Source organism: Flavobacterium rhamnosi (assembly GCF_048286515.1).
Lineage (GTDB): Bacteria > Bacteroidota > Bacteroidia > Flavobacteriales > Flavobacteriaceae > Flavobacterium.
On sequence record NZ_JBLVPS010000006.1, the window covers coordinates 119,119 to 145,975 of the forward strand.

24 protein-coding genes are annotated in these 26,857 nt (G+C 33.7%); 11 read left to right on the forward strand and 13 right to left on the reverse strand.

Annotated features, from left to right (window positions below; genetic code table 11):
- The first annotated feature begins 406 nt into the window (after positions 1–406).
- From ACNQGN_RS07175 to ACNQGN_RS07185, 3 genes are all read left to right on the forward strand, one after another.
- On the forward strand, positions 407–1,603 hold the full coding sequence (locus tag ACNQGN_RS07175; RefSeq protein ID WP_417987155.1) for an ATP-binding protein: 1,197 nt from the start codon (positions 407–409) through the stop codon (positions 1,601–1,603).
- A 357-nt stretch (positions 1,604–1,960) separates the two neighbouring features.
- A complete protein-coding gene (locus ACNQGN_RS07180) occupies positions 1,961–3,313 on the forward strand; it encodes an AAA family ATPase (protein ID WP_417987156.1) in 1,353 nt (450 codons plus the stop codon).
- 1 nt (position 3,314) lies between these two features.
- Positions 3,315–3,980 carry an RloB family protein gene (locus ACNQGN_RS07185; protein ID WP_417987157.1) on the forward strand — a complete coding sequence of 222 codons (666 nt, stop codon included), beginning with the start codon at positions 3,315–3,317 and terminating at the stop codon, positions 3,978–3,980.
- 214 nt (positions 3,981–4,194) lie between these two features.
- Here ACNQGN_RS07185 and ACNQGN_RS07190 read toward each other — a convergent pair whose 3' ends face one another.
- The 11 genes from ACNQGN_RS07190 to ACNQGN_RS07240 all read right to left on the reverse strand — a co-directional run bounded on the left by ACNQGN_RS07190 (position 4,195) and on the right by ACNQGN_RS07240 (position 13,146).
- Positions 4,195–4,905 carry a DUF4369 domain-containing protein gene (locus ACNQGN_RS07190; RefSeq protein WP_417987158.1) on the reverse strand — a complete coding sequence of 237 codons (711 nt, stop codon included), beginning with the start codon at positions 4,903–4,905 and terminating at the stop codon, positions 4,195–4,197.
- 123 nt (positions 4,906–5,028) lie between these two features.
- Positions 5,029–6,876 carry a M61 family metallopeptidase gene (locus ACNQGN_RS07195; RefSeq protein WP_417987159.1) on the reverse strand — a complete coding sequence of 616 codons (1,848 nt, stop codon included), beginning with the start codon at positions 6,874–6,876 and terminating at the stop codon, positions 5,029–5,031.
- A gap of 179 nt (positions 6,877–7,055) precedes the next feature.
- Entirely contained in the window at positions 7,056–7,331 is a 276-nt protein-coding gene (locus tag ACNQGN_RS07200; RefSeq protein WP_417987160.1) for a hypothetical protein, read from the reverse strand.
- 66 nt (positions 7,332–7,397) lie between these two features.
- A complete protein-coding gene (locus ACNQGN_RS07205; RefSeq protein WP_035670363.1) occupies positions 7,398–7,676 on the reverse strand; it encodes a DUF2805 domain-containing protein in 279 nt (92 codons plus the stop codon).
- A 120-nt stretch (positions 7,677–7,796) separates the two neighbouring features.
- Positions 7,797–8,624, reverse strand: coding sequence for a sterol desaturase family protein (locus tag ACNQGN_RS07210; RefSeq protein WP_417987161.1), 828 nt, complete (start codon positions 8,622–8,624; stop codon positions 7,797–7,799).
- Positions 8,625–8,668: 44 nt separating this feature from the next.
- Complete coding sequence (locus ACNQGN_RS07215) at positions 8,669–9,271, reverse strand: alpha-ketoglutarate-dependent dioxygenase AlkB family protein (RefSeq protein ID WP_417987162.1); 603 nt, start codon at positions 9,269–9,271, stop codon at positions 8,669–8,671.
- Positions 9,272–9,344: 73 nt separating this feature from the next.
- Positions 9,345–10,052, reverse strand: a complete 708-nt coding sequence (aqpZ, locus tag ACNQGN_RS07220) for an aquaporin Z (protein ID WP_417987163.1) — start codon at positions 10,050–10,052, stop codon at positions 9,345–9,347.
- A 24-nt stretch (positions 10,053–10,076) separates the two neighbouring features.
- Positions 10,077–10,442 (reverse strand): DoxX family protein, encoded by a 366-nt coding sequence (locus ACNQGN_RS07225; protein WP_417987164.1) that lies wholly within the window; start codon positions 10,440–10,442, stop codon positions 10,077–10,079.
- 81 nt (positions 10,443–10,523) lie between these two features.
- A complete protein-coding gene (locus ACNQGN_RS07230) occupies positions 10,524–11,420 on the reverse strand; it encodes an EamA family transporter (RefSeq protein WP_417987165.1) in 897 nt (298 codons plus the stop codon).
- 135 nt (positions 11,421–11,555) lie between these two features.
- Positions 11,556–11,957 carry a DUF2721 domain-containing protein gene (locus tag ACNQGN_RS07235; protein WP_417987166.1) on the reverse strand — a complete coding sequence of 134 codons (402 nt, stop codon included), beginning with the start codon at positions 11,955–11,957 and terminating at the stop codon, positions 11,556–11,558.
- A 400-nt stretch (positions 11,958–12,357) separates the two neighbouring features.
- Positions 12,358–13,146 carry a DUF2268 domain-containing putative Zn-dependent protease gene (locus ACNQGN_RS07240; RefSeq protein WP_417987167.1) on the reverse strand — a complete coding sequence of 263 codons (789 nt, stop codon included), beginning with the start codon at positions 13,144–13,146 and terminating at the stop codon, positions 12,358–12,360.
- A gap of 518 nt (positions 13,147–13,664) precedes the next feature.
- Between ACNQGN_RS07240 and ACNQGN_RS07245 the strand changes: the two genes are divergently transcribed.
- The 3 genes from ACNQGN_RS07245 to ACNQGN_RS07260 all read left to right on the forward strand — a co-directional run bounded on the left by ACNQGN_RS07245 (position 13,665) and on the right by ACNQGN_RS07260 (position 16,207).
- Complete coding sequence (locus tag ACNQGN_RS07245) at positions 13,665–13,958, forward strand: type II toxin-antitoxin system HigB family toxin (RefSeq protein WP_417987168.1); 294 nt, start codon at positions 13,665–13,667, stop codon at positions 13,956–13,958.
- A gap of 5 nt (positions 13,959–13,963) precedes the next feature.
- Complete coding sequence (locus ACNQGN_RS07250; RefSeq protein WP_417987169.1) at positions 13,964–14,320, forward strand: helix-turn-helix domain-containing protein; 357 nt, start codon at positions 13,964–13,966, stop codon at positions 14,318–14,320.
- 357 nt (positions 14,321–14,677) lie between these two features.
- Positions 14,678–16,207, forward strand: a complete 1,530-nt coding sequence (locus ACNQGN_RS07260; protein ID WP_417987170.1) for a DUF2254 family protein — start codon at positions 14,678–14,680, stop codon at positions 16,205–16,207.
- Between the two features lie 91 nt (positions 16,208–16,298).
- Here the strand turns inward: ACNQGN_RS07260 and htpG are convergent, their stop codons facing one another.
- Positions 16,299–18,200, reverse strand: coding sequence for a molecular chaperone HtpG (gene htpG, locus ACNQGN_RS07265; RefSeq protein ID WP_417987171.1), 1,902 nt, complete (start codon positions 18,198–18,200; stop codon positions 16,299–16,301).
- Between the two features lie 177 nt (positions 18,201–18,377).
- On the opposite strand from htpG, the gene ACNQGN_RS07270 reads away from it, so the two are divergent.
- The 4 genes from ACNQGN_RS07270 to ACNQGN_RS07285 all read left to right on the forward strand — a co-directional run bounded on the left by ACNQGN_RS07270 (position 18,378) and on the right by ACNQGN_RS07285 (position 22,252).
- Positions 18,378–18,854: a lipocalin family protein gene (locus ACNQGN_RS07270; protein ID WP_417987172.1), complete on the forward strand. Its 477-nt coding sequence runs from the start codon at positions 18,378–18,380 to the stop codon at positions 18,852–18,854.
- A gap of 14 nt (positions 18,855–18,868) precedes the next feature.
- Positions 18,869–19,564 (forward strand): YiaD family glycine zipper/OmpA-like lipoprotein, encoded by a 696-nt coding sequence (locus ACNQGN_RS07275; protein WP_417987173.1) that lies wholly within the window; start codon positions 18,869–18,871, stop codon positions 19,562–19,564.
- Positions 19,565–20,068: 504 nt separating this feature from the next.
- On the forward strand, positions 20,069–21,016 hold the full coding sequence (locus tag ACNQGN_RS07280; RefSeq protein WP_417987231.1) for an ABC transporter ATP-binding protein: 948 nt from the start codon (positions 20,069–20,071) through the stop codon (positions 21,014–21,016).
- A 228-nt stretch (positions 21,017–21,244) separates the two neighbouring features.
- Complete coding sequence (locus ACNQGN_RS07285; RefSeq protein WP_417987174.1) at positions 21,245–22,252, forward strand: 3-oxoacyl-ACP synthase III family protein; 1,008 nt, start codon at positions 21,245–21,247, stop codon at positions 22,250–22,252.
- 103 nt (positions 22,253–22,355) lie between these two features.
- On the opposite strand, the gene ACNQGN_RS07290 is transcribed toward ACNQGN_RS07285, so the two are convergent.
- The gene (locus ACNQGN_RS07290) at positions 22,356–24,725 is read right to left on the reverse strand and encodes a TonB-dependent receptor (protein WP_417987175.1); all 2,370 of its coding nucleotides are present in this window, start codon (positions 24,723–24,725) and stop codon (positions 22,356–22,358) included.
- Between the two features lie 301 nt (positions 24,726–25,026).
- Between ACNQGN_RS07290 and argS the strand changes: the two genes are divergently transcribed.
- A complete protein-coding gene (gene argS / locus ACNQGN_RS07295; RefSeq protein WP_417987176.1) occupies positions 25,027–26,805 on the forward strand; it encodes an arginine--tRNA ligase in 1,779 nt (592 codons plus the stop codon).
- Positions 26,806–26,857 lie beyond the last annotated feature (52 nt).

Here is a 26,857-nt window from a genome sequence, read left to right on the forward strand (position 1 = left end):
GAGGCAAGGTCCCACAGGCTTTAAGCAGTGTCAGATGATGTGTCACTGACGTATACAAATATACCGAAAAGTTGGCAATAGTAATTCTCGAAAAATAGAAGAAATACAGAGACCGGTGCTTTCAAATGCACCTAGTCCTCTAGTGCTTAAAACCGATGTGCTTATTGCAGTGTTAGATTTCATGGTGAGTCGATCGGCCTGCCATACTGCCATCTGCAGATTTCAGACCCTTCTCATGCGTTCTTGTATAGTTCGCTTGATTTACTAGCGGTTGTGTGTTACAGGCAACTGCTAAGAAATGAAATTACGGTTTTAGATTTTGTATAGTCCAGTAATTAAAAAAAAGTTAATTTTGTATAGTTCAGCAAGCAAAAAAATCATTTATTTGTATTCTTAATTAGGCATTATGGAAGAGTTATTTCAGAAATATCAGAGAAAATTACAAAATACGTCTACTCAATTTGTGCGAGGTTTTATTAATGATGTCAATTGGGATGCCCGATTAATTGGGATTAAAGGAGCGAGAGGCGTAGGAAAAACGACTTTGCTTTTGCAGTATATGAAACTCAACTTTAGTAAGGAATTAGAAAGATCATTGTATGTAAGTTTAGATTCTATAGCATTTAACAATAGGACTTTAGTTGATTTGGCAGATGAGTTTGTGAAAAAGGGCGGTAAATATTTGTTTTTGGACGAGGTTCATAAATATGCCAATTGGGCACAGGAACTCAAAAATATTTATGATGATTATCCAGAACTGAAAGTAGTTTTTACAGGTTCATCTCTTTTGGAAATTTTCAACGCTCGATTTGATTTGAGTAGAAGGGCTATTGTATATCATCTTCAAGGACTTTCTTTTAGAGAATATATTTCTTTAGAAACAGGAATACATTTTGAACGGTTGACTTTAGAAAATATTTTGGAAAATCATCTAGCGGAAGCGACTTTGATTAATGCGAGAATTAAACCTTTTCAATATTTTGAAGCCTATTTGAAGAATGGTTATTATCCTTTCTATAAAGAACAGCCTGAATTGTATTGGCAGCGATTGGAAGAAGTTATCAATATGATGCTCGAAATTGAATTGCCTTTGTTGCGAGGTGTTGATTTGGGCTATATTCATAAAATAAAACAGCTGTTGGCTATTATTTCTGAATCCGTTCCGTTTATTCCTAATGTGAGTAATTTGAGTGCTAAAATGGGAATAAACCGAGCGACTTTGATGAACTATTTGCATTACTTAGAGGAAATTGGACTGACAATAAATCTATATAAAGAAGCTAGAGGCAGTAGTAAATTACAAAAGCCAGCTAAAATATATTTAGAAAATACCAATTTGATGTTTGTGCTAGCCTCTTCCAAATTCAATGTTGGGAATGTCAGGGAAACTTTTTTTTCCAATCAATTGGGTTACCATAACAATTTAAAGTACCATGAAGCTACTGATTTTTTAGTAAATGAAAAATATGCTTTTGAGATAGGAGGAAAGGACAAGTCGGGGAAGCAAATCAAGAACTTGGAAAATGCTTTTATTGCAACTGATGATATTGAATATGGGTTTCAAAATAAAATACCATTGTGGATGTTTGGTTTTTTGTATTAAAGTAGTGGAACGATCAGATGCCTAAAAGGAGGTATTTATAATCGTAGATTTAATATCCAGATTAATGTCATTTATTACCAAAGAAATGGCTGGTATAATGATGTCAAACCACTACCTGACGTTGAGTCTCAACTCTGGTTACAAGTGCTAATGTTTTCTTGAGTAAAATTTTAATTATGGAACTACGTGTGCTTAAACCTGTTTACTTTATTGATAAGATTTATGGCTTTGATAAATTAATTAGGAGAGCATTAAAAGCATCCATTCTAAAAAAAAGCATTTAAATGTGATTTTTTCACTACATTTGTATAAAATAAACAAAATATCATGCTACTTAGATTCACATTAGAGAATTTTTTGTCGTTTAGAGACAGGCAAATTTTTTCCTTACTGCCAGGAAAAGGGACTTTAAAATCTCATCATAAATCAAAACCAGTTAAAGGGACATCGGCATTAAAAACGGCTGTTATTTATGGCGCTAATGCTTCTGGTAAATCAAATTTAATTAAGGCGATAGAGTTTGGGAAGAATTTAGTTTTAAAAGGAACAAATACCGAGCAACCTATAAAATATAGTGGTTTTAAACTAGACAAAAATCTTCTAAAGCAAAATTCTCGAATAGAATATGAGATCCAGCATAAAAATAAAAATTATGCGTATGGCTTTATTTTTAATAGCAAAGAAATAGTTGAAGAATGGTTATATGAAATTTCAAAAAAATCAGAAAATAAAATATTTATAAGAAATAAGAATTCTGAAAAAGAATTTGACCTAGAGCAATTATTAAATAAGAATAAAAGCAAAGATGAGAAGCAGTTTCTGGAGTTTACTGCCAAAGGCACGCAAAAAAATCAATTATTTCTTACAGAAATAAGAAATAGAAAAGTAAAGGATAATGTTTCAAACATTGATGATTTAATAAACGTCATTGACTGGTTTCAAAATTCTTTGACAGTTATTTATCCTAATTCGAAAAATATTGGTAAAAAATTTGAATTATTAGAGGATACTAATCTAATTCAATTATTTACTGAAATGCTTAGCTATTTTGATACCGGAATTGATGGGATTGAATTTGAAGATGTTGAAATTGATAAGATTGATATTCCAAATGAAATTTTAAAAGATATTGAGGTTGATTTACTTAGTGAAAAGTCAGAAAAAACTAATGCTTTTTTGTCAAATGTAAAAGACGACAAATACTACATTATATCAATAAATAAAGAGCGTTTATTGGAAGCTAAAGTGCTTAAAACAAAACATAAAATAATAAATGGTGATTATGAATTATTTGATTTAAAAGATGAATCAGATGGAACTAGAAGAATAATGGACTTAATCCCTTTAATAATAGATTTCTTTAAAGGAGGTAATGTATTTATTATAGATGAAATGGAAAGAAGTCTTCACCCAAATTTGATTTACGATTTATTTGATTTCTTTTTGTCTAAGTGTGAAAATACAGATAGCCAATTCATAGTTGCTAGTCATGAATCTACATTATTGACACAGAAACTACTAAGAAAAGATGAAATCTGGTTTGTTCTAAAAGACAAAGTTGGAGCAAGTAAATTGCATTCTTTAGAGGATTATACTATTAGATTCGATAAAGAAGTTAGAAGAGATTATTTGCTTGGCAGGTACAAAGGAGTTCCTAAATTTGGGAATAGAGACAATTTGACCGTTTTACCAACCAGTAAATTAAAGTAAGATGCCCAGAGAACCCATACCATTAATAAGAGTTGGAGGATTTTTAGAAGCAGAAAAGCTTTATATTTTATCGTATGAAGGCGAGAAAACAGAAGTCAACTATTTTAATAATCTACGAGAATCAGAACTATTTAACGATAGTGGGATTATTGAAATAATTCCACTAATTAGAGAGCCAAATACAGGTACAGATCCGCTAAGTGTAAAAAAATTATTAAAAAAGGCAAAAGACAATTATCCTTTCAAAAAAACAGATGAATTTTGGCTGATTGTCGATAGAGACCATTGGGAAACCATACATAAAATTAACTTTGACCAATTAGTAATTGATTGTAATAAAGAGAAAAATTTTTTCTTAGCAATGAGCAATCCTTGTTTTGAAATATGGTTGATTTTACACTTAAAAGATGTTAATAATTATACGATTGGAGAACGCTTAAAAATTCTAGAGAATAAATCAGTCAGCAATAAAAAAAACCACATAGATGTAGTTTTGGGTGATTTACAAGGAGCTGGATATAGTAAAAACCCAAATCCAGAGATATTCCTACCATTAACTAGAACTGCAGTTGCAAGAGCTAAAGGATTAGATATTCTAAATGATGATTATCCTAAAGATTTAGGATCTCACTTATATAAGCTTATTGAGAAACTAATTAAAGACTAATCGCACAGTAAAGATTTTGTTGAGAATCCAATGAAATCCGCTGCTTTTCATATGCTTCTTATAAAAAATGGGTTACATACTCTTCAAATATATTTGCAATATACCACGTAATAGCTTAGAATAAAAGGAATGTGGGGACAACAAAATAAAAAATCCTTTAAACGTTTCAATAAACGATTAAAGGATTCTTAAAGTGCGAATAATAGTTTACGATTTATTTTTGTTTTTTGATATCGGAAACATATTTGGTCAATTTTTTTCCATAAAGTGATTGTGCTACTTTTGGAGACATTGATTTTTGAATCGTATCTAAGTATTTAATATTGATATCGTAGATCTCTGACAAGGCAATATAAGGCGCTATCTCGTAGTTTTTGTTGTTTATGGCAAAGTTGGTAGCAAATAAATACTTTCGTTTTATATTGGACTCCTGTTTTGCACCTATACTGTCAATCGCTTTTAGGTTGTTGCTTTTAATAGCATTGAATTTCTTTTCAATTAAAGTAAGTTCTTCATCTCTGAAACGGGAATTTATTTTTTTGTACTCTTCATACAAATCATTGTTCTTTGATCCCGTAATTTTTGCACCGGAAAGGTATCCGTCTAAACTGGTCTCAATATTTATGTTTCCAGGTTCAGCAAAAAATAAAATATTAGTATCTAATGAATTGCTTACGCCTCTGTCCAGAAATAAATAAAGCATTTCAGGAGATTTTAATTCTAAATCACTTTCAAATGTAGAACTGCCATCGATGTTTATAGTGTCAATAGCTACTAAAGTAGTGTCAACTACTCTTTGAATGTATAAGGTTCCTTTTTTTAATCCTTTAATATTTCCAGTAATATGTAAGTTTGTTTTTGATTCCTTTTCAGTACATGATGACAAAATTAAAAGGGAAACCAATGCAATAATAGATTTTTTCATTTGTGTTTATATTTTGGCGCAAAATAAAGAAAATTGTTGGAATGATTTGGGAACGCATTCAAATTTTACAAAAAAAAATCCCAATCTATTTCTAAATTGGGACTTTGCTAATTGTTTTTCAGATTATCCTTTCAACCAAGCTTCTTTTACTTTGTTTGCGGAAGAATTGATTGCTTTAAGACCATCTGTATCTGTGTAAGGAAATTTTACTTTTCCTTTCAGTAGTTGGTCTTTACCGTCGCGTTTTATTTTGATAGTAATAGCATCATTTTCTTTCCAGCTTTGACTTTCTGTAATCATTTCAATTATATTGTCAAGATTGTACGGTTTTTCGTTAATTGCCACTATGACATCACCTCCTCTAAGATCTACGTTTTTGTAAAATTCAATCAGTTCCATATTTGGAAGAACAATAATTTCTTTGGTTTGAGGATTTACCGTGATGTAAGGTACCTGTTCTTTTAAGAAAACATTCCCTGGCGTTTTTTCGGTAGATTTTGTAACCCCGACTTTTGCTAAATAAGTTTCATATGGGATTGGAGTTGATCCCGATACATATGTAGTTAAAAAAGCACCTACTTCCGGATAGGTTAAACTTGTGATTTTTGCGAAAAGTTCTTCGTCATTGAATGGTTTTGTCGGACCGTATTCATTCGATAGTTTTTGCATCAAATCAAGAATTCCTTTTTCACCATTACTTTTTTCTCGAATTATGATGTCCAGACACATTCCAATAAGTGCTCCTTTTTCATATACATTCAAGTATTGATCTTTGTAAGGCGGTGTCAGTACATTAGCACTCATGGTTGTAAACGGCATCGTGTCATTCATGGTGTTGGCACGCGTTATTTTTTGCGCCATACGCGTGTAAAATTCTTTCTCATCAATTAAACCTTGATTGACTTGAAAAAGGTTGGCGAAATATTCTGTTACACCTTCATACATCCATAAGTGTTGCGACATTTTTGGAGCATTGTAGTCAAAATATTGAATTTCTTTAGAATGAATGGATAAAGGAGTTACAATATGGAAGAACTCATGCGAAACTACATCTTTCATCGCTGTTATTAATTCTTCTTTTGGCATCATCTCCGGAAAGACTACCGTCGTTGCCGTAGGATGCTCTAAAGCACCAAATCCTTTTGCATCATCTTCTGTCATGCTTGACATATACAACAAGATCGTATATTTTTTAGTGGCATTTATGGTGCCTAAAAAGTTCTTTTGGGCTGTCATCATCGTTTTCATTTCCCCAGTGATGCTTTCAGCAGTAACTTTTCCAGTTGGAGAATATACTCCAATCAATATTTCCATACCGTCAACGGTAAAAGTAGTGTAGTCGGGCTTAGCATACATGATAGGGTTTTCTACCAAATCAGCATAATGTGGTGTTATGAATTTATCAGCTGTATTGCTTGCATCCAGATCCGTCATTGAAGTAGCTCCCCAAAGTGCTGCAGGATGTGTTATAGTAACGTCGTATGGCAGTTCTTTCTTGTCTTGAAAATAGCCCACAAAACCATGCATGTTTAGCATAAAGTTTTTGTTGGCATCAATATTTGTACCCGCTGGCGAAAAAATTTCATGTGTTTTTTCGATATCAAAAGTGTCATTTACCAGATAGGTTATTTTTACTAATGATTTTGCATTTTTGATTTTCCACGTGTTATCATCAGTCTTAGAAACAGGAAGCAGATTTCCTTTTGCATCGTATGCTTTTAAATCGTCGATGTATTTTCCGTAATCATCAACAGAGTAAGTTCCGGGAACAGTTTTAGGAATGCTGTAGGTCACTTCATCAGTGAGGATTTTTGGTGATAGAATGGTAACAGGGACTTTGTCCTCTTTTACAGCATCCAGGTTGATAATAACCTGAACATTTTGTTTTGCAGTGGCAGTAACTGAGGGACTGGTGGTTTTGCAGCTCCAAAGAATAGAGGCAAAGGCCAGTGAAAAAAATATTCTTTTCATTTTAGTGTTTTTATTTTTGGTATAAGTCCTTTGGTGCCTGAAAATGTTACAGTTTTTGATTTAAAAAAACAGCTTTTTCTGCTACGGATGGAAAAAAGGAAAGGACGCTATGTAATTTGGGTATTTAGCAGCTGCAGGGTTGCTTCTGGATTTTCAACTTCAATAATTAGTTTTTTGTACTATTGATTTTCCAATTCTACAATTATAGCCTTGTTTTTGTGGATCACATCCCAAAAATTCCTTCCTTTTTTATAAAATGTTCCTGCGGCTATCAAGCCAGGAATTTCTGTTCCAGGCATTCTGAAACCTTTCCAAAACGTAAATTCTTCTTGGTTTTGACAGGCTCTGATAATTCTTGCTTTGGAAACAACAATTGTACTTCTCATTGCCCAAATTTTGTGGAGCCCTTTAATTTCAAAAATAGAGGTGTCGTCTTTTGATGCTACTGAAACCATAATTTTAGATTTATAAATGCTTGTTTTTAAAAACAAAAAAACTCCCGAATATCAGGAGTTTCATTTTTAATCCAATTTGTTTTTTATGTAATATTTACCATCCAAGTCTTCATCAAAATCATCTATTTTAACAGGTTTTGGTTTTGGTTTATTTGCAGTAGCTTTCTTTTTCCACATTTCAAATTTTTCTGCTGGCATCTTCTTTTTCATGATCTCAAGAACCTCTTTTTCAGCCAGACCAAATTCTTTTTTGATAATTTCAAAAGGATTTTTTTCCTCTAAGGCCAGTGTAACAAGTTTTTCTGTTTGTTCCCAGTTCAATTCTTTGCGGTTACTCTTTTTCATCACGTGAAAATTAATTCAAATAAGTTGTTAATGATTAATAAATGTCATTTCTAATTATATTCCAATATTAAGAAAAAAAATAATTACTTCTTACCAAAAGATCATTTTTTTTATTCTTTTTTAGTTGTTTTCCGTTGAACGGGGTTTTTGAAACGGTATTTTAAGTAAATTCTTAAGTTGGTTGTGTTCTTCGGGCTTTGTATGGGTATCGATGCCGTAAATAATTTCTTCTTTTGGTAACGCCATAAATGTACCAAAAAGGCGATCCCAAATCGAAAAGATATTCCCATAATTGCTATCCGTATAGGGTAACACATGATGATGGTGCACTTTGTGCATATCAGGTGAGACGATTATATAGCTCAAAAAGGTATCTAGTTTTTTTGGAAGCGAAATGTTAGCGTGATTGAATTGTGTAGCGACAACTGATAAAGTTTGGTATAGGAAAACCATCCACATGGGGCTTCCCACAATTAAAACACCAAGAGTGGTAAATACAAATCGGATTAGACTTTCTCCTGGATGATGTCTGTTCGCTGATGTGGTGTCAATCCAGGTATCTGTATGATGTATCAGGTGAAAACGCCATAGCCATTTTGTTTTATGTTCTACTAAATGCACCAGATAAGCGCCTATTAAGTCCAGTAAAAGCAATCCAAGAAGTGCGTAAAGTCCTAAAGGCATTTGTGGAAGCCATTGTAAAATTCCAAAATCGTTTGCGATGGCCCAATCGGCTGATTTTAATAAAATAAAAGCAAGGCAGAAATTGACAACTATAGTCGTAAAGGTCAGAAAAATATTAATACTCGCATGCTGCCATTTTTTATAGGTGAAATTAAAAAGTGGAAAAGCATTTTCTATTAACCAAAAAATGGTGATCCCGCCAACAAGGATTAAACTCCTGTGCGAAGAGGGAATAGTAGAAAAATAAGCAATAATTTCATTCATAATTATAGTATTTATTTCAAATCTAATACTTTTTTTAGAAATATCTATTTGATTACCCGAAAGGTAAGATTTATTCGGGGCCCTGTTGGCTTAGTGGTTTTTGGAATCTGATGTTTCCAGAAGTGCTGTGTGGTTCCTTTCATCAGCAATAAACTCCCGTGTTCCAGAACGATACTTTTTTTCTGGTCTTTATCGGTATTGTGCTTCAGTTGAAAGGTGCGTTCGGCACCAAAACTCACCGAGGCAATTATCGGGTTTGTTCCCAATTCTTTTTCATTATCGGCGTGCCAGCCGTTACTGTCTCTTCCATCACGATAGTAATTTAGTAAAACGGTGGTGAAATCCGTATCAGAAACACTTTCGATTTTTGATTTTATCTTTTGTAAAAGCAAGTTCCAAGGATGCGGCTGCATTTTTATGTTGGAATAAGAATACGCTTTTCCCTGGTTTCCAAACAAAGCCGTCAATCGAGGCTGCGGATGAATTTTACCAAAAACCCGAATTTCATCCTGTTGCCATGGAATTTTATCTACCAGTTCAGCATAAATGCTGTCGGCTTCTTCTTTGTCAAAAAAAGCAGGATAGTAAACAATGGCTGCATCCGGCAAATGGAAATTTATAGGTTCCGATTGAAATAGTGAATTCATAGTACAAAAATAAAGAGAAAAACGGAACGCTGCGGCTTCATTTTTCTCTTTGGATTAAATATAATTTTGATAACTATCCTTCTGACTTGTCCTGCAATAGATTTTTATAAATAAATCCTGCTGCAACAGCACCTAATAGTGGTGCAGCCCAAAACAACCATACTTGCAAAAAAGGTTCTCCTCCTGCAAATAACGCTTGAGACAACGATCGTGCCGGATTTACGGAAGTATTGGTGATAGGGATACTAATTAAGTGAATTAAGGTTAATGCCAGACCGATAGCAATTCCTGCAAATCTTCCATTTGCAAATTTATCGGTTGCCCCGAGAATGACCAATACGAAAAACAAGGTCAAGACGAATTCGGCTAGAAATGCACCTTGCATTGAATAGCCATCTGGTGAAAAAGCGCCAAATCCATTCGAAGCAAAAGCACCTGCCTTAGTGTTGTCGATCCTAAAACCTGCTTTGGTGGAAGCAATTGTGTATAGTGTACCTGCTGCGGTAATAGCGCCAAAACATTGTGCAATGATATACGGCAGTAATTCTTTGGCAGCAAATCGACCACCCGCCCATAATCCAAGGGAAACCGCGGGATTAAAATGGCCGCCTGAAATATGACCTACAGCGTACGCCATAGTCAAAACCGTCAAGCCAAAAGCGAGAGAAACACCCACAAATCCAATCCCTAAATCAGGAATTCCGGCTGCAAAAAGTGCGCTGCCACAACCTCCAAAAACCAACCAGTACGTTCCAAAAAATTCTGCAAATAGTTTTTTCATGATAGATTTAATTTAAAATTAAAGTTAATTGTTGAAAAAGGTATATTGAAAGGCCCAGTAGATCAGGCCAAACTGCAAAGGTATTCGTAAAAGTAAAATCCATTTGGGCAGACCCATAGCTGCTTTTTCATTGGTATACATATAAATATTTGCTGGAAAAACAGCAAGTAGCAGGCCGATAATTCCCCATGCAGCAAGTTTTGAAATGGGAGCAATGCAGAGCAATATTCCCAATAGTATTTCAGCAAAACCGCTTGCGTAATTTAATAGTTTTGGATTTGGAAAATAAGGAGGAATGATTTTTAGATAGAGGCGGGGGTTTCTGAAATGATTTAATCCTGCTAAAATATAAACAAAAGCCATTGCGTATAAATGCCAGGGTAAATTCATAATGAGTTGTTTTATACGAATTTAATGAAATTATTAATCTAATTAATACAATTGTAATACTAATTTTGGCTTATTGGGAAATTATGCTTTTTTCTTGAAGTTTACATTCATAAGAACAATAGCCAAAATAATTAAAACAATTCCAAACCATTGAAGTGTGTTTACCTTTTCACTCAAAAGAAAATAAGCCATTAGTACGGAAACCGGAAGCTCCAGTGCCGAAACAATACTTCCCAGTCCAATTCCGGTAAGTGGGAAACCAGCATTAAACAATAAGGGCGGAATGATTGTGCCGAAAAGAGCCAGTACAATTCCCCATTTCATGAAGATCGCAAAATTAAAAGCGGTAGTTTGTGTTGCAACGGCAAAACCAAAAACAATTATGGCTCCGCCAAATAACATGAACAGGCTGCGTTGCGCTGACGAAACATTCGTCGCCACTCGATTCGCGGTAAACATTGTTAGCGTAAAGGAAGTTGCTGATAAAAGTCCAAAAACGACGCCTCTCCAATCCAATTCTACTTTGCTCTGAATTAGATTAGTAGCAAGGGCGGTTCCAATTAATACAATAATTACAGCTATAATTTTTTGTCTGGAAGGTCTCTTCTTTTCTAAAACCATTTCGAATAAAACGCCCATCCAAACGGTTTGCATCAGCAAAATAATAGCAATGGAAACAGGGATGTATCTGATGGCCAAATAATAAAAAACACTGGTCATTCCAAGAGAAGTTCCGGCAAGCATCAGTTGAAAAATGTTTTTCTTTGAAGCTTTTACAACAGCGTCTCTTTTTTTAGCTTTTTGAAAGATATTGATAATCAGCATTCCTAAAATTCCATATGTAAACTGGGCAATTGTTACTTCGGGAGTGGTAAAACCTTCTCCATACGCTATTTTTACAAACGTAGCTAACATTCCATAGCTCGTTGCACCAAGGCCCACTAAGAAAACTCCTTTTAATACACTATTCTTTATCATTTATTCCAGTTTAAAAAGCGGGCAAAGATAGGGTTTAATGCCAGCTATGAATTACAAATTGCTAAGATTTGAATCTTCGATTTTTTTTTTTAAGGATACTGTAAAAGTTTCCTGCAAGAGTACGTGCTTAATAGGTCATTTTGTCTCCTTATCGACCAGGTCACTCAAATGCAACCGCAGTGCATCAACTGAAATATTTATTTCCCAAAATGATAATCCCAATGAAATAAGCAAACCTAGTAAGCTCAATCCGAAAAAATAAATACCAAATAATTGTTGTTCCAAAAATAACATCATCATGGCAAAAACGGATAGGAATAAGCTCATGACTCCTGACATTTGCATATAACGAATGAGTGTTAAGCGTAAGTTTAGGTTTTTGATTTCCAATAGAATCATTTTATTTTCTTTCTCCTTGTATGTTTTTTTTAATCCTCTAACTATGGTTGCTACTGTCAAAAACCGGTTTGTGTAAGCCAGTAAAATTAAGGAAGTTGCTGAAAAAAGCAAGGCAGGAGTTTCTATGTGTAACGTCATTTTTTAGTATATTAAAATTGATTTTAAAAAATTCATTGCTTTAAAGAAGCAATAATCAAATAGGGATTGTATGCTGAATATTGTTGAACAAAAGTAAATAACATGCCAGTAATAAAAGGCTACTAATCCATAAACTTTTAATAATCGATTTAAGTAAGATCGTGGTCGATTTTTATAGAAAATAGCCATGATAAAGTATATGAAAATAGTAATTGGAAATCAAGATTAAAATTATAGGCCTATAATGAAGGATTCCAACTTGCAATATTTGCTGCAAAAGCGTTAATCTTAAATCTTTTTTAATACTTAAGATTTAGGAATATTAAAATTTAGATGAGGGAGCGAAGTCAGAGATATTCGTACCGTATTTCACAAGAAATCTTCGCACAGCGAAGTTTTGTTATTTGAAAAATTCATCATAACTTTCTTTTTTTGATTTTTGATACTTTTCAATATATGCATCTAAAAAACCACTTTGTTTTAGAAATTGCATTGGTTCTTTTATATTTAGTATTTCTTCAATTGCTTTTTGTTTGTCTATCTGTTTATTGAAATAAGATTCTGTTATTTTATAGCCAATCCAATATCCTAAATCATTTGGTCTGTCATCTTTCTTAGAAGTTCCATATAACCAATCTTGATAATCAGTATTTTTTAATCTCGTTACAAATTCCTGACATAATTTGTCAAGGTTTTGCTCTCCATATTTGTATGAAAATTGATTTAGTGATTCTCCTGAAATAAGTTCACCGATAAAGTCTGCACCTCCTTCAAGCAAACACCATTTCAACAGCATATTTTGACCTGTTATATTTTGTTGATAGTGAATAAGTTCATGTGCAACTAAACCTGAAACTCCATCCAGATTTTTAAGCATTTCAGTTCCAATAATAATTCCATCAGAAGAAGAAGTTCCCCCTGAATTAAATCTTCCGTAAACAAAATAAACTGGAGGAAATTTTGCATTTGGATACCAATATTTTAATGCACTATAAATTGCTCTAACTCTCTTTTCCTTAAAAGAAATACCGTCCAAAACATTTCTTGAAAGTTCATAATCTGCTTTTCTTTTCTTCACAACAGCAAAAAGAGAGTCTGCATTGATTATTCTATTTTCAGTAAAGCCTTTAATACCGAGGGTACCTTTTTGCATATATTCAATAAATGGATTTTGTTTTGATTTTTCCATTTTGTCAAATGCTTCCCAAAAATTTTTTGAATCTTTTGTTTCCAAAACAGCATCTAAAGGATTGTCCGAGAAATTACTTTGTGCAAAAAGGGAATTAGAAAAAACAATAAAAAATGTTGTGACAATAAGGTTCAACTTCATATCTGATAATTTTTAAAGCATTTTTTTTAGTTAGATTGTGGGAAAATTGACTTTCCTTTAAGCGAATATAAGAAATTTTTGTAATACAATTTATTAGCCTTTTCAAGATAAAATAGGAAATATTCTTCATCCTTCTCTTATTGAAATTTTCTTTAAATCATGAAAAAAAATGTTCGTAGAAAGTTCGTGAGGACCACGAAAATCAATAATTAAATGGAGGTCCTTACGGACCTGTTTACGAACCATTTTATGCATGATCTAAAAAAGCTTGCCACAAAGTAATTACTTAAAATTGCAGTAATGCGCTCTCGAAATAAAATCGAAATTCATTTCCCAATACGGGAACTTTTATTTATCTTTGTCAAAAAAAATAAACCTTGAGAGTAATTGCGAAGAAAATATTGCGGGATTTTTGGGAAGCTCATGCTGATTCTGAGCAACAATTAAAATCATGGTTCCAGGAAACTAGTAAAGCCGAATGGAAAAATCCAAATAAAATAAAACAAGAATATCCAAGCGCAAGTATTTTGACTGACAATCGTGTTGTATTTAATGTCAAAGGAAATAATTACAGGTTGATAGTGAAAATAAATTATGATTATCAAATGGTTTGGATTCGATTTATTGGAACGCATGCAGAATATGATAAGATTAACGCTAATAAAATTTAATCATTATGGAAATTAAACCTATAAAAACAGAAAAAGATTATAATCAAGCTCTCGAAAGACTTGAAAAAATATTTGATGCAAAAAATGGTTCGCCTGAAGGCGATGAACTTGAAGTGCTTGGGATTTTAATTAACCAATACGAAAATGAACACTTCCCTATCGGTTTGCCTGACCCAATTGAAGCAATTAAATTCAGAATGGAACAAATGGGTTATAATCAAACTGACCTTGCAAATATTGTAGGTTTGAAAAGTCGAGCAAGTGAAATATTGAATCGTAAAAGAAAACTTTCACTGGAAATGATTCGTCAATTACATGATAAATTAAATATTCCTACTGATGTACTTGTCCAAATATATTAAGTATTACCACTAATAGAAGCTAATTCCATAGCTAGTTCTTCGGTGATTTTTGTTCCAACGCTACAGTTTGAATTATTAAAAGTAAATCAATCTGGTTTCAAATCCTTAATACTATCTGACGATCTATAGTGAATCGGTATCAAACTATTTTGAACTATTTTAATAATAGAAGTACGTATCTTCTGTAGAATCCTTCAATGCCAAAATAAAAGAATTTAGAGCACAATTTAGAGGCGTTAGAAATGTTGCATTTTTCCTTTTTAGGCTGACCAATATTTATGCTTAATTTTTGCTCCTCCACAGGTTTTGGGATAGATCCCCTATTTGTGTTAAATTTACCTATTAGAAATTTAAATTATGGTACGAAAACTGCGACATCAGATCAAAAATATATTTGAACATCAGGTAAAATATGTAGCAACATTTACCAGTGGTCTTTTTGCGTTTATTATTGGCTCCGTTTTACTGACTGTTGATTATTATATTGATTTTGGATTAAAATTTAAAATCAATGAAGTTGAAATTTTCAATCGGTTGATTTCTGTTTCCAATGTTTTAATCTCTATTCTTATTGGGATTTCGCTAACTACTTTTTCAGTTGTTTTTGTTGTGATGCAACTGGCATCTTCTCAGTTTTCACCGCGAATTTTGAGACATTTTTTAGTAAATGATAGTAAAATGCAAAAATTTATCGGATTATTCGTTGGCACAATTTCATTGTGTCTATTACCACAATTAGCATCCGTTTTTTTTTACCAGACATCTTTTCTTTTGACACTTTCTGTAGGTTCTTTTTTTGCTTTTTATTGTTTGATATGGTCTTATCCTAATATGATTACCTATTTAAGTGTAAACATGAATGTCTCCTCCATAACTAACCGAATAAAAACGGAAATGATTGAAGAGATAAGGGAGTTGTATCAGGAAAATTGGAGTATTGGAAAAAATTTGCTTTATAAACGATCAAAAATAAACCCGGATAAATTTCAAATAAAAATTATAAGTCGATTTGAGACCGGTTATCTGGATAGTGTGAATTACAAAAAACTAGGTGAATTAACGGAATATATTAATAATTCGAAGATTGGATTGTTTTTTGAAAATGCGTACCAAAAGCCTATTGTAGGGGAGTTTATTATGAAAGATACCACCGTGCTTTTGGGATTAGTTTTTAGTGAAGAAGTCACCCAGGAGTATATAAATAGTTTAAAGGAAAAATTAGAAGAGATCGTCAAAAATTCTTTTAAAGTTAAGCAGTTCAGAAGTCATACTCAAGATATTAATTTTGGCGTGAGAAAACTGGTAGATATTGCGATAAAAGCCATCTCACCTGCGGTTAATGATCCCACAACATGTTTGAACTGTATAGACCAAATTGGAGAAATAGCAAAAGAACTCGCATTGCGAGAATTTCCCTCTACTGATTCAAGAACTTTAGGGGCAAAAAAAATTCAAATAAATGAATTTAATTTTGATGAATTTATTGACTTTTGTTTTGATCAGATTTTTCAGTGGGGGAAAGAAGATCCTACTGTGGTTAAAAGAATCATCAGATCTATTAGGGCGATTCTGCCGTTAGTTGAGAACCCTTTCAATTTAAAAATTTTAATACAACAAGTGGAAGAGATGGATTTACTTGAAATTTATAACTTGTCGCAATACAAAAACGGAAAGCTGAAAATATCTAAAGAAAAATTAAGTACTGTCGAAAAGGAGTTATCTAAGTTCAGACAAAAAGCAAAATTGCAAATTAAAACGCTAGCGCTAAAAGGAGTCCTTGATCATTATGAAACGAATCATTACTCCGATAATTTAGAAATTATAGGTGATGAAACAGAAGCAATTAAGTATCTTAAAACGTATGCGATTTCTAATAAATTGCTATAGGAAAATGGAAATGAAATACTATAAGAAACCCTGCAAGTTTTGCACTCGCAGGGTTACTATAAAAAAGGTTGTATCGTAATAGTCTACTGAGCTATTTTATCATGTCAAAACTTCTTTTAACGAAAGCCGTTAGCGCCTCTCCTTTTAATAGGTTTTGTGAAAGTTTAGCTAAGTCCAGTGCTTGTTTTACCAAACTTTCCTGAGCTGATTTGTCTTCGGTAGCCAGAATGGTTGTAGCCAAATCTGAATTGGTATTTACCACCAAATTGTACATTTCTGGCATATTACCCATTCCGAACATTCCACCACCGCCAGACTGACTCATTTCTTTCATTCTACGCATGAATTCTGGTTGCGTAATAATGAATGGAGCCGCTTGACTGTCCATTGCCTCCAATTGTACAGAATAGTTTTGTTTAGGAACTATAGTCTCTAAAACTGTTTTCAAATTGGTTTGTTCTTCTTCAGATAATTTAGAAATGGTTGCTTCCTCTTTCTTGATTAAATTGTCAATATGATCTGAATCCACGCGTACGAAAGTCATGCCGCTATTGTCACCTTCGATTTTCTGAATTAAATGAGAGATAATCGGTGAATCAAGTAATAAAACCTCATATCCTTTGTCTTTCGCAATTTCGATATAAGAGTGTTGCGCTTCTTTATTTCCAGCATACAAAACAACCAATTTTCCGTCTTTATCGGTTTGATTGGCAGCCAGTTTTTCTTTTAGTTCTTCAAGGGTGTAGTACTTGTCATCAACGCTAGGGTACAGCACAAAAGTGCCTGCTTTTTCATAGAACTTATCCTCAGAAAGCATTCCGTATTCTAAAACGATTTTAATGTCGTTCCATTTTTTTTCGAAATCTTCACGGTTTTCGTTGAATAAAGATTTTAGTTTATCGGCAACTTTACGGGTGATGTAATTCGATATTTTTTTAACGGCAGCATCAGCTTGTAATCCCGAACGCGATACATTCAATGGGATATCCGGTGAATCAATTACACCTTTAAGCATTGTCAAAAATTCAGGTACAATTCCTTCTACATTATCCGTTACGTAGACCTGATTTTGGTACAATTGAATTTTATCTTTCTGAATTTGTAAATCAGAACCCAGTTTTGGGAAGTATAAAATACCGGTTAAATTAAATGGGTAGTCAACATTTAAATGAATGTGAAATAACGGCTCTTCAAATTGCATTGGATACAATTCATGGTAAAAGTTTTTATAATCCTCATCCGATAATTCCGTTGGCTGTTTTGTCCAGGCTGGAGTAGGGTTGTTGATAATGTTGTCAACTTCTACTTCCGTAAAAACTTCTTCTTTGTTTTCAGATTCAACAAACTCACCCTTTTTTTGTTCAATTTTCTCCGTTTTAGTTCCAAATTTAATTGGAATAGGCATGAACTTATTGTACTTGTTTAATAACTGATTGATTTTAGAATCTTCTAAAAACTCTAAAGAATCTTCCGCTATATGTAAAATAATTTCGGTTCCACGAGAGGTCTTGTCAGCAGGCTCTAATGTGAACTCAGGACTTCCGTCGCAAGTCCAGTGTGCAGCAGGCTCATCTTTGAAAGATTTAGTGATAATTTCCACTTTTTCAGCAACCATAAAGGCAGAATAGAAACCAAGACCAAAATGACCGATAATACCAGAATCTTTTGCAGAATCTTTGTATTTGTCTAAAAATTCTTCAGCACCAGAAAAAGCTACCTGATTGATGTATTTTTCTACTTCATCGGCTGTCATTCCTAAACCCTGATCGATAATGTGCAGTTTTTTACCTTCTTTGTCGATTTTTACTTCGATAATGGGGTTGCCATATTCTACTTTGGCTTCGCCAATGCTTGTTAAATGTTTTAATTTTAAAGTAGCGTCAGTCCCATTTGAAATCAATTCACGCAAGAAAATTTCGTGATCACTGTATAAGAATTTCTTGATTAGGGGAAAGATGTTTTCTACCGAAACATTAATTTTTCCAGTTGTCATATTTTGAATTTTTAAGTTTGAATTTGGAACTAGTTAGTCAAATAAGATACCAATTAAGAGAGAAGTGACAAATTGTCGGAACTGTTAATTTTGAAATAAAATAATTTAATTCTGAAACAAATTTGGCTTGTTTGCTTTGTATCTTTGTGTAAGTATTAATTCATTAAATTTTAGAAAATGAAAAAAGTTATTTTAATATGCATATTAGCTGTTTCGATGTTTGCCTGTAAGTCAAAATCGGTAACAGGTACAAATACAGATAACAAAGCGCAAGTTGCAATGAAAGGAAACTGGGAAATCAGCTCTGTGACTTATCCAGGTTCACAATATATTAAAGTGAATTCTTTTCAAATTGCCGATTCAGAATGTTTTGTTGGAAGTACATGGAAATTTGTTTCAAATAATAACAAAGGAAATATGGCTTTGACAAGAGCAAATTGTACTGCATTTAACTCACCAATTACTTGGTTTGTAAATAAAGATGGTCAGTTTATTCTAAAAGTGCTGTACGCCGGAGAAAAAGCCAGAAAAGTTAGAGAAGGTTACATCCTTACCGTTGCAAACCAAACAGAGTCTTCTTTTCAATTGATCGATAAAATTGATGTAGGTGGAAAAATGACCAATGTTGTTTACCAATTTAATAAAGTTAACTAATAATAAAGACAGATATGAAAAAGATTTCAATAGTTGCAATAGCAGCAATAATGATTATAGGTTCAATGTTTACAAGTTGTGAAGCATTAAAAAACACCAATAAAACGCAAAGAGGAGCTGCAATAGGAGCTGCTGGTGGAGCAGTATTAGGAGGAATTCTAGGGAATAACCTAGGAAAAGGAGGAAAAGGTGCACTTGGAGCGGTATTAGGAGGAGTTGTTGGTGGAGTTGCCGGTGGAGTTATTGGTAACAAAATGGATAAACAAGCAAGAGAAATCGATGCTGCGCTTCCAGGAGCTGAAGTAGTTCGTGTAGGAGAAGGTATCAAATTAGTTTTGAATGAAAATGCAGTGCGTTTTGATACAAATAAATCTTCTTTGACTACCCAGGCTAAAACAAACTTAGATAAGTTGGTTCCTGTTTTTGCAGAGTATCCTGATACAAATATTACTATTTACGGGTATACAGATATTACTGGTACAGCGAAATATAATTTAAAACTTTCTGGAGAGAGAGCGGCATCTGTTAGAAATTATTTAGTGAACAAAGGTGTTTCTTCAAGCAGATTTCAAGTTACCGGTTTAGGTATAGCTGATCCAGTTGCTTCAAATGATACAGCGGAAGGTAGAAGCCAAAACCGTCGTGTTGAATTTGCTATTACTGCAAATGAAAAAATGATTAAAGAGGCAGAAGCTGAAGTGAAAAACTAAGCATCGCAATACTATATATAATGGGCTGTTTCTTCACGAAGCAGCCTTTTTTTGTGTCCGAATTTGTAAACTTGGGGCAAAGACTATTTTAGGACACTATAATAATTTACAGCGTATCAGATTTAGGCCCGTTGAGTTGAAATATCCTTTTTTGCTTCCCACATTACTTCAATCCTAAACTTCCTGGTATGTCATTCGGATCATCTGTTATTTATACTTTTAGATTTTCCGCTTTTGTAATCGGCTTCTCTATTTTTTTATCATTTCAACAAACTCAGCTGTAGAACTTAAGTTCCACTTATTGTTCTTATGGCTGATACAAATACTTTAAATAATGTCCCATACACATCATCCCTCTATAAAACGATGGTCTTGTTCAATTTCGAGATGTCATAAACATATTTTTTTTTTTTCATTTTAGGTTAATATTGTGTTTAATTTTTACTCCTCCACAGATGGACTTAATCCCTAAACATTGTAAATTTGCGCTCTTAAATAAAAATGATGCTCGAGATAAAAAACATATCCTTTACCTATATCGACAAACCCGTTATTGAAGCTGTTAGTTTTACCATTGCCAAAGGTCACAATACGGCTATTATTGGTGAAAGTGGCTGCGGTAAAAGCACTTTATTGAAATTGATATACGGATTATACGATTTGGATGAAGGAGAAATAACCTATAACAATAAACACATACTTGGCCCGAAACACAATCTTATTCCAGGTGAAGAGTACATTAAATATTTAGCTCAGGATTTCGATTTAATGCCTTACATAAGCGTTGAAGAAAATGTAGGGAAGTTTTTGTCTAATATTTATAAAGATAAAAAAAGGGCTAGAGTTCAGGAGCTTTTGGAAATGGTCGAAATGACAGAATTTGCAAAAGTAAAAGCCAAATACCTAAGTGGCGGGCAGCAACAAAGAGTCGCTTTGGCAAGAGTGTTGGCACTGGAGCCAGAAATAATTTTGCTGGATGAACCATTTAGTCAAATTGATTCGTTTAGGAAAAATTCCTTGCGCAGGAATTTGTTCAGTTACTTAAAACAAAAAGGAATTACCTGTATTATTGCCACGCATGACAGTACTGATGCTTTGTCTTTTTCAGATGAAACGATTGTGATTCAAAATGGGAAGGTGGTTGCAAAAGGAAACTCAAAAGAGTTATATGAATATCCCGTCAATAAATATATTGCCTCTCTTTTTGGGGAAGTAAATGAATTGAAATTATCGCAATTAATTGATATTGAAGATGATGATGACGAACTCCTTTTGTTATATCCACATCAATTGAAAATGGTCGATAACGGAATGATGCAAGTGGTTGTGAAACAATGTTATTTTAAAGGAAGTCATTATTTGATTAAAGCGGCATTTGAAAGAAGGGCTATTTTCTTTGAACACGATTCAGAATTAGAATTGAATCAGGAAGTGACATTAATGCTGGCGTGATAGAGCGATTCGACGAAACAAATGCTGTTTTTTTAGTAGGAATCCTTAGGTTTTGCGGAAACAAAATTCTTTTGCTATCGTTTTTATAAGAACAAAAAGCATAGCCTGCGACTGGAAATCACTTCTGAAAAATATAAATTGCATATTACTAAAAAAGTAGTAATTTGGGACCTAGTATTTAACGTATCGTTAGATTTATATCCTTGATTTTAATAAAATATCAAAACTATGTATCATTCAAAAATAGCAGGATTAGGATTTTATGTTCCTTCCAATATTGTTACCAATGACGATTTGTCGAAAATTATAGACACGAATGATGAGTGGATTCAAGAGCGAACAGGTATTCAGGAAAGAAGGCATATTGTCAGAGGGGAAGATACCACGACTTCAATGGGAGTAAAAGCGGCTGAGATAGCTATAGAGCGCTCTGGTCTTGCTAAGGAAGATATTGATTTTGTAGTTTTTGCGACCTTAAGTCCTGATTACTATTTTCCAGGTCCAGGAGTTTTGGTGCAACGGGATTTAGGTCTTAGAACTGTAGGGGCATTAGATGTCAGAAATCAATGTTCCGGTTTTATTTATGCTATGTCAGTTGCCGATCAATATATCAAAACAGGAATGTATAAAAATGTTTTGGTGATTGGTTCTGAAGTACATTCGGCCGGCTTGGATATGACGACTCGAGGCAGAGGAGTTTCGGTTATTTTTGGAGATGGAGCAGGAGCTGCTATTTTGAGCAGAGAAGAAGATCTGACCAAAGGAATTTTATCGACTCACTTGCATTCCGAAGGGCAGCACGCAGAGGAATTAATTGTAAAAGCACCAGGAATGGGAGGTCGTTGGGTTACGGATATTTTGGCAGATAATGACCCGGATGATGAAAGTTATTTCCCTTATATGAACGGACAGTTTGTGTTCAAAAATGCAGTGGTTCGTTTTTCAGAAGTTATTAACGAAGGTTTGCAAGCTAATAATCTGCAGGTTTCGGATATCGATATGCTAATCCCGCATCAGGCGAATTTGAGAATTTCTCAATTTATCCAAAAGAAATTCGGTTTGACAGACGATCAGGTGTACAATAATATTCAAAAATATGGTAATACAACAGCGGCTTCTATTCCAATTGCTTTGACCGAAGCATGGGAAAAAGGAAAAATAAAAGCAGGAGATACTGTCGTTTTAGCTGCTTTTGGTAGCGGATTTACCTGGGGAAGCGCTATTATAAAATGGTAATCACTTTGTACGATTAGTTGCAAGCGTATTAATTAAAATCAAAAAACCCGAAGTTGGCATACTCCGGGTTTTTCTTTGTGCAACAAACTATTAAAACTAAAATCTATAAAAGCCCACCACTACCTTGGGTTTCATTTTTGTCACGTTGTTTTCGTTGAATGGCTTTGTTTTTTCCTGTGCCAAAGCGATAATTGAATCCAACATATGCTGATTGACTTTCCCAATTGAATTGTCCTTCTTGTCTTTTTGGTTTAGTACCGTCGAAAGCAAAATTCATAGTATTGAATACATCACTGAATCGGGCTGTTATGGTTCCGCTTCCTTTTAAAATTGTATAGCTCGACCCTAAATCTATTTTATACATGGGCTGTCTTTCAAATTGCAAACCTAAATCACGTCCCCTGTACATTCCTGATAACTGAAGACGAAGGTTTTTAGAAGGTTTAAACGTATTGCTGATTCGGGTGTTAAAAGTAGTCACATCTACTTCTATAAATTCATCAGCAACAACCCCTTTTGTTTTTTTATTATACGCATCAAAACTGATGTTGGCACTCCACCATTTTTTAAAATCTAAATTTCCGGATATTTCAAAACCATACGCATTATTGTCATTCAGGTTGGCATAGGATAGAATTTGTTTTGAAGGATCAGTCGGGCTTTCGTAAAGTGTTCTTGTAATTTCATCGTTTATTCTTCTGTAAAATACACCGGTTGTAATGGAGCCTATTTTTGTTTTTCGCGTGTAATTCAATTCATATGAATTAGTGAACTGCGGGAAAAGTTCCGGATTTCCTTCGGAATCAACCTGAGGAGTACTCCATTCACGAATAGGATTTACCTGGTTGATGCTTGGTCTGTCCACACGTCTGGAAACACTCAGGTTAAAAGAGTTTTTTTCACTAGGGGAGTAGTTGATATATCCGGAAGGATAAAGTGTGAATAAATCATCTTCGAAAGTGGCATCATTCTCATTTACCTTCCTGAACAGGGCGCTTGCATTGTATTTTTCAAATCGGGTCCCTGCTTGTGCACTCCATTTTCCCCATTGTTTTGAATAGGTTGCATAGGCAGAATATATATTTCTATCATAAGCGAAATCGGAATTGTAGGCATTGTCTAAAAGAAACTTATTTCGGGTATCTTCAATTCTGGTTTCTAATCCCAATTCTAATTTAGCAGTCTCTGATATTGGGTCTGTATAATCTAAATTAATTAAGGTGTTATTGCCGACATTGGTAATGTAATTGGTTGCAGGAGTGTTAAAAACACCGAGTTCCTTGTTGTTGTTAGTGTTGTAGTTGACTTCGAGTTCTATATAATGGCCTTCTTTTTTGAAGTTCTTTTTATAATCTAAGTTATAGGTCTGGGAATAATTATCCTTTTCATTGTTGAACAATTGTGTAATGTCTTCTTTTGCAGGATTGACAAAATCAACTGTGGTTTTAGAATCGCCACTGCCATTGAAAATGTTATGGTTTGTATAGAAGGAAATAGTATTTTTTTCATTCAAATAAAAGTCAAATCCTATTTTTGCTAAATGAGAAGTATTGTTGTTTACAAAAGTAAATTTTTGAAAATCTTCCTCACCAGGCTCTAATGTGTTAATAAATCCACGATTGGACTGCTTGCCGGTATTCAATCCGTAATTTCCATAAATATTGAACTTTCCGGTTCTGTAATTCATATCTACTGAAGAGTTTAATTTTGGTGTTTTTCCAAAGGTTACGCCATTATTGATACTTCCGTTAAAACCAATTTTACTGTTTTTGTTCAATACAATATTGATAATTCCACTCATTCCTTCCGGATTGTATTTAGCAGAAGGATTGGTGATCAATTCAATTTGCTTGATGGAGGTAGAAGGGATTTGTTGGAGCAGTTGTGAAGCATCAATATTAGTAGGCTTTCCGTCAATTAATATTCGGACATTTGAATTGCCGCGAAGGCTTATCGCATTGGTTTGCGGATCAACACTTACCGAAGGAATGTTGTTCATGATTTCTGCAGCAGTAGCTCCTGCAGATAATAAGTCTTTACCAACGTTGATTACTTTTCTATCAATCTTTTGTTCAATCGTAGAGCGTTCATTTACCACTTCGACTCCTTCTAATTGGATAGCATCTTCCTCTAAAGAGATTGTTTTTAAGTCCGCTGTCTTTCCTTTTGCAGTTAGTGAAATTGTTTTGTAAACGGTTTTGTAGCCTATAAACTGTATTTCTACTGTGTAGCTTTTTAAATCGAGATTTTTGATAAGGAACGTTCCCTTGTCTGAAGTTATGCCTCCGGTAACTATTTTGTTTTCTTCTTTAACTATAATATTTACATAAGGTAGTGGTTCGTTGGTTTTCTTGTCAATAACCTTTCCGGAAATAGTTCCTGGATTTTCGAGAAGAATTGGTTTGACCGAAGTTTGGCCTTGTATCGGAAGCACCGCTCCCAATAAACAAAGTGCTATTAATTTGAGATTCATGATTTTTGATTTTTGATTAAAATTGATTTGATGATGATGCTGCAAAGGTATATATTTATTTTAAATAACATGTATTACATAGTACTATTTTATGCAATATAATTTTTATTTAAATTGAATATTTGAAAAGTTATCTAATAGACTCTTTAATGTTTAAATTGTTACAGCTATTTTAAAAAAAAGAGCTGAACTGTAAAAAGTAAATGATTATACCATGTTATGCGTAGGAAATTATATTGTTTTCCAATTTTCAAATTGATGCATTATAACTATCTTTGCAACCTTAAAATAAATACATAAAATGACATTATCACAAATTCTTACGCCTTCTATTGAAAAAGCGGTTCTCGCTTTATTTGACATTGCTATTGACAAAGTTGAATTTCAAACCACTCGGAAGGAATTTGAGGGTGATATTACTATGGTGATTTTTCCATTGTTAAAAGTTATAAAAAGTAATCCTGTAGAATTAGGTACTAAAATTGGTAACTATTTGGTGGAAAATGTAACCGAAGTGAGTCGTTTTAACGTCGTTTCTGGATTTTTAAACATTGTCATCTCCGATGAATATTATTTGGATTTCTTCAATGGAATCAGAGACAATACAAAATTTGGTTTCGTTACGCCAAATCCGGAAGATAAAGCTGTAATGGTGGAATATTCTTCACCAAACACGAATAAACCGTTGCATTTAGGTCACGTTCGTAATAATCTTTTAGGATATGCTGTTGCTGAAATTATAAAAGCTTCAGGTAAGAAAGTCTATAAAACTCAAATCATCAACGATAGAGGAATTCATATTTGTAAATCTATGTTGGCCTGGCAAAAATTCGGAAACGGACAAACACCAGAATCCACAGGCTTAAAAGGAGATAAATTAGTCGGAAATTTTTATGTTGCTTTTGATAAGGCGTATAAAGAAGAAATTGCCCAATTAATGAGTGCCGGAAAAACGGAAGAAGAGGCGAAAAAACAAGCGCCGATTATTCTGGAAGCACAGGAAATGCTGTTGAAATGGGAAGCTGGCGATACAGAAGTGATTGATCTTTGGAAAACAATGAACCAGTGGGTTTATGATGGTTTTGCCATTACGTATAAAAACTTAGGGGTTGATTTTGATTGTTTTTATTATGAAAGCAATACCTATTTGTTAGGTAAGGATGTCGTTCAGATAGGTCTTGAGAAAGGTGTGTTCGAAAAAGATCCTGATGGTTCAGTTTGGATAGATTTAACCGATGAGGGTTTAGATAGAAAAATTGTACTTCGCTCTGACGGAACTGCAGTTTATATGACCCAGGATATTGGAACAGCGATCCAGCGTGTAAAAGATTATCCAGATGTTGGAGGAATGGTGTATACAGTAGGGAACGAACAGGATTATCATTTTAAAGTATTGTTTCTTATCCTGAAAAAATTAGGTTTTGACTGGTCAGAAAATCTATTTCATTTGTCTTATGGAATGGTAGATTTACCTTCCGGAAAAATGAAAAGCCGTGAGGGAACTGTTGTCGATGCCGATGATTTGATGCAGGAAATGACCGATACAGCACAGAAAATTGCTGAAGATTTAGGTAAATTAGATACCTATTCTGCTGAAGAAAAAGCAAAATTATACAATACGATAGGTTTGGGTGCTTTGAAATATTATATTTTGAAAGTAGATCCAAAAAAACGAATCCTTTTCAATCCGGAAGAATCAGTAGATTTTGCAGGGAATACAGGGCCGTTTATTCAATATACGTATGCCAGAATTCAATCTATTATTCGCAAGGCTAATTTCGATTTTTCTGATGTGTCACAAATGGTGACCTTGCACGAAAAAGAGAAAGAATTATTGAAACAATTGGAGTTGTTTCCTGAGGTAATTCAGAATGCCGCCCATAATCATAGTCCTGCTTTATTGGCAAACTTCACCTACGATTTGGTGCGCGAATACAATTCATTCTATCAGGCTGTTCCAATTCTTGGAGAAGAAGATTTACAGAAAAAAATATTCAGAGTGCAATTGTCTAAAAAAGTGGCTGATACCATCGCTGCTTCTTTCCGATTGTTAGGAATTAGTGTTCCGGAAAGAATGTAATAAAATAGAATTATTCAAATACAAAGCGACTTCAAATTGAGGTCGCTTTTTT

Bases quoted from the DNA above. Each gene is read 5' to 3' on its own strand.
- ACNQGN_RS07175 (WP_417987155.1), top strand. From the start codon at position 407: ATGGAAGAGTTATTTCAGAAATATCAGAGAAAATTACAAAATACGTCT.
- ACNQGN_RS07185 (WP_417987157.1), top strand. From the start codon at position 3,315: ATGCCCAGAGAACCCATACCATTAATAAGAGTTGGAGGATTTTTAGAA.
- ACNQGN_RS07190 (WP_417987158.1), bottom strand. From the start codon at position 4,905: ATGAAAAAATCTATTATTGCATTGGTTTCCCTTTTAATTTTGTCATCA.
- ACNQGN_RS07195 (WP_417987159.1), bottom strand. From the start codon at position 6,876: ATGAAAAGAATATTTTTTTCACTGGCCTTTGCCTCTATTCTTTGGAGC.
- ACNQGN_RS07200 (WP_417987160.1), bottom strand. From the start codon at position 7,331: ATGGTTTCAGTAGCATCAAAAGACGACACCTCTATTTTTGAAATTAAA.
- ACNQGN_RS07205 (WP_035670363.1), bottom strand. From the start codon at position 7,676: ATGAAAAAGAGTAACCGCAAAGAATTGAACTGGGAACAAACAGAAAAA.
- ACNQGN_RS07210 (WP_417987161.1), bottom strand. From the start codon at position 8,624: ATGAATGAAATTATTGCTTATTTTTCTACTATTCCCTCTTCGCACAGG.
- ACNQGN_RS07215 (WP_417987162.1), bottom strand. From the start codon at position 9,271: ATGAATTCACTATTTCAATCGGAACCTATAAATTTCCATTTGCCGGAT.
- aqpZ (WP_417987163.1), bottom strand. From the start codon at position 10,052: ATGAAAAAACTATTTGCAGAATTTTTTGGAACGTACTGGTTGGTTTTT.
- ACNQGN_RS07225 (WP_417987164.1), bottom strand. From the start codon at position 10,442: ATGAATTTACCCTGGCATTTATACGCAATGGCTTTTGTTTATATTTTA.
- ACNQGN_RS07230 (WP_417987165.1), bottom strand. From the start codon at position 11,420: ATGATAAAGAATAGTGTATTAAAAGGAGTTTTCTTAGTGGGCCTTGGT.
- ACNQGN_RS07235 (WP_417987166.1), bottom strand. From the start codon at position 11,957: ATGACGTTACACATAGAAACTCCTGCCTTGCTTTTTTCAGCAACTTCC.
- ACNQGN_RS07240 (WP_417987167.1), bottom strand. From the start codon at position 13,146: ATGGAAAAATCAAAACAAAATCCATTTATTGAATATATGCAAAAAGGT.
- ACNQGN_RS07250 (WP_417987169.1), top strand. From the start codon at position 13,964: ATGGAAATTAAACCTATAAAAACAGAAAAAGATTATAATCAAGCTCTC.
- ACNQGN_RS07260 (WP_417987170.1), top strand. From the start codon at position 14,678: ATGGTACGAAAACTGCGACATCAGATCAAAAATATATTTGAACATCAG.
- htpG (WP_417987171.1), bottom strand. From the start codon at position 18,200: ATGACAACTGGAAAAATTAATGTTTCGGTAGAAAACATCTTTCCCCTA.
- ACNQGN_RS07270 (WP_417987172.1), top strand. From the start codon at position 18,378: ATGAAAAAAGTTATTTTAATATGCATATTAGCTGTTTCGATGTTTGCC.
- ACNQGN_RS07275 (WP_417987173.1), top strand. From the start codon at position 18,869: ATGAAAAAGATTTCAATAGTTGCAATAGCAGCAATAATGATTATAGGT.
- ACNQGN_RS07280 (WP_417987231.1), top strand. From the start codon at position 20,069: ATGCTCGAGATAAAAAACATATCCTTTACCTATATCGACAAACCCGTT.
- ACNQGN_RS07285 (WP_417987174.1), top strand. From the start codon at position 21,245: ATGTATCATTCAAAAATAGCAGGATTAGGATTTTATGTTCCTTCCAAT.
- ACNQGN_RS07290 (WP_417987175.1), bottom strand. From the start codon at position 24,725: ATGAATCTCAAATTAATAGCACTTTGTTTATTGGGAGCGGTGCTTCCG.
- argS (WP_417987176.1), top strand. From the start codon at position 25,027: ATGACATTATCACAAATTCTTACGCCTTCTATTGAAAAAGCGGTTCTC.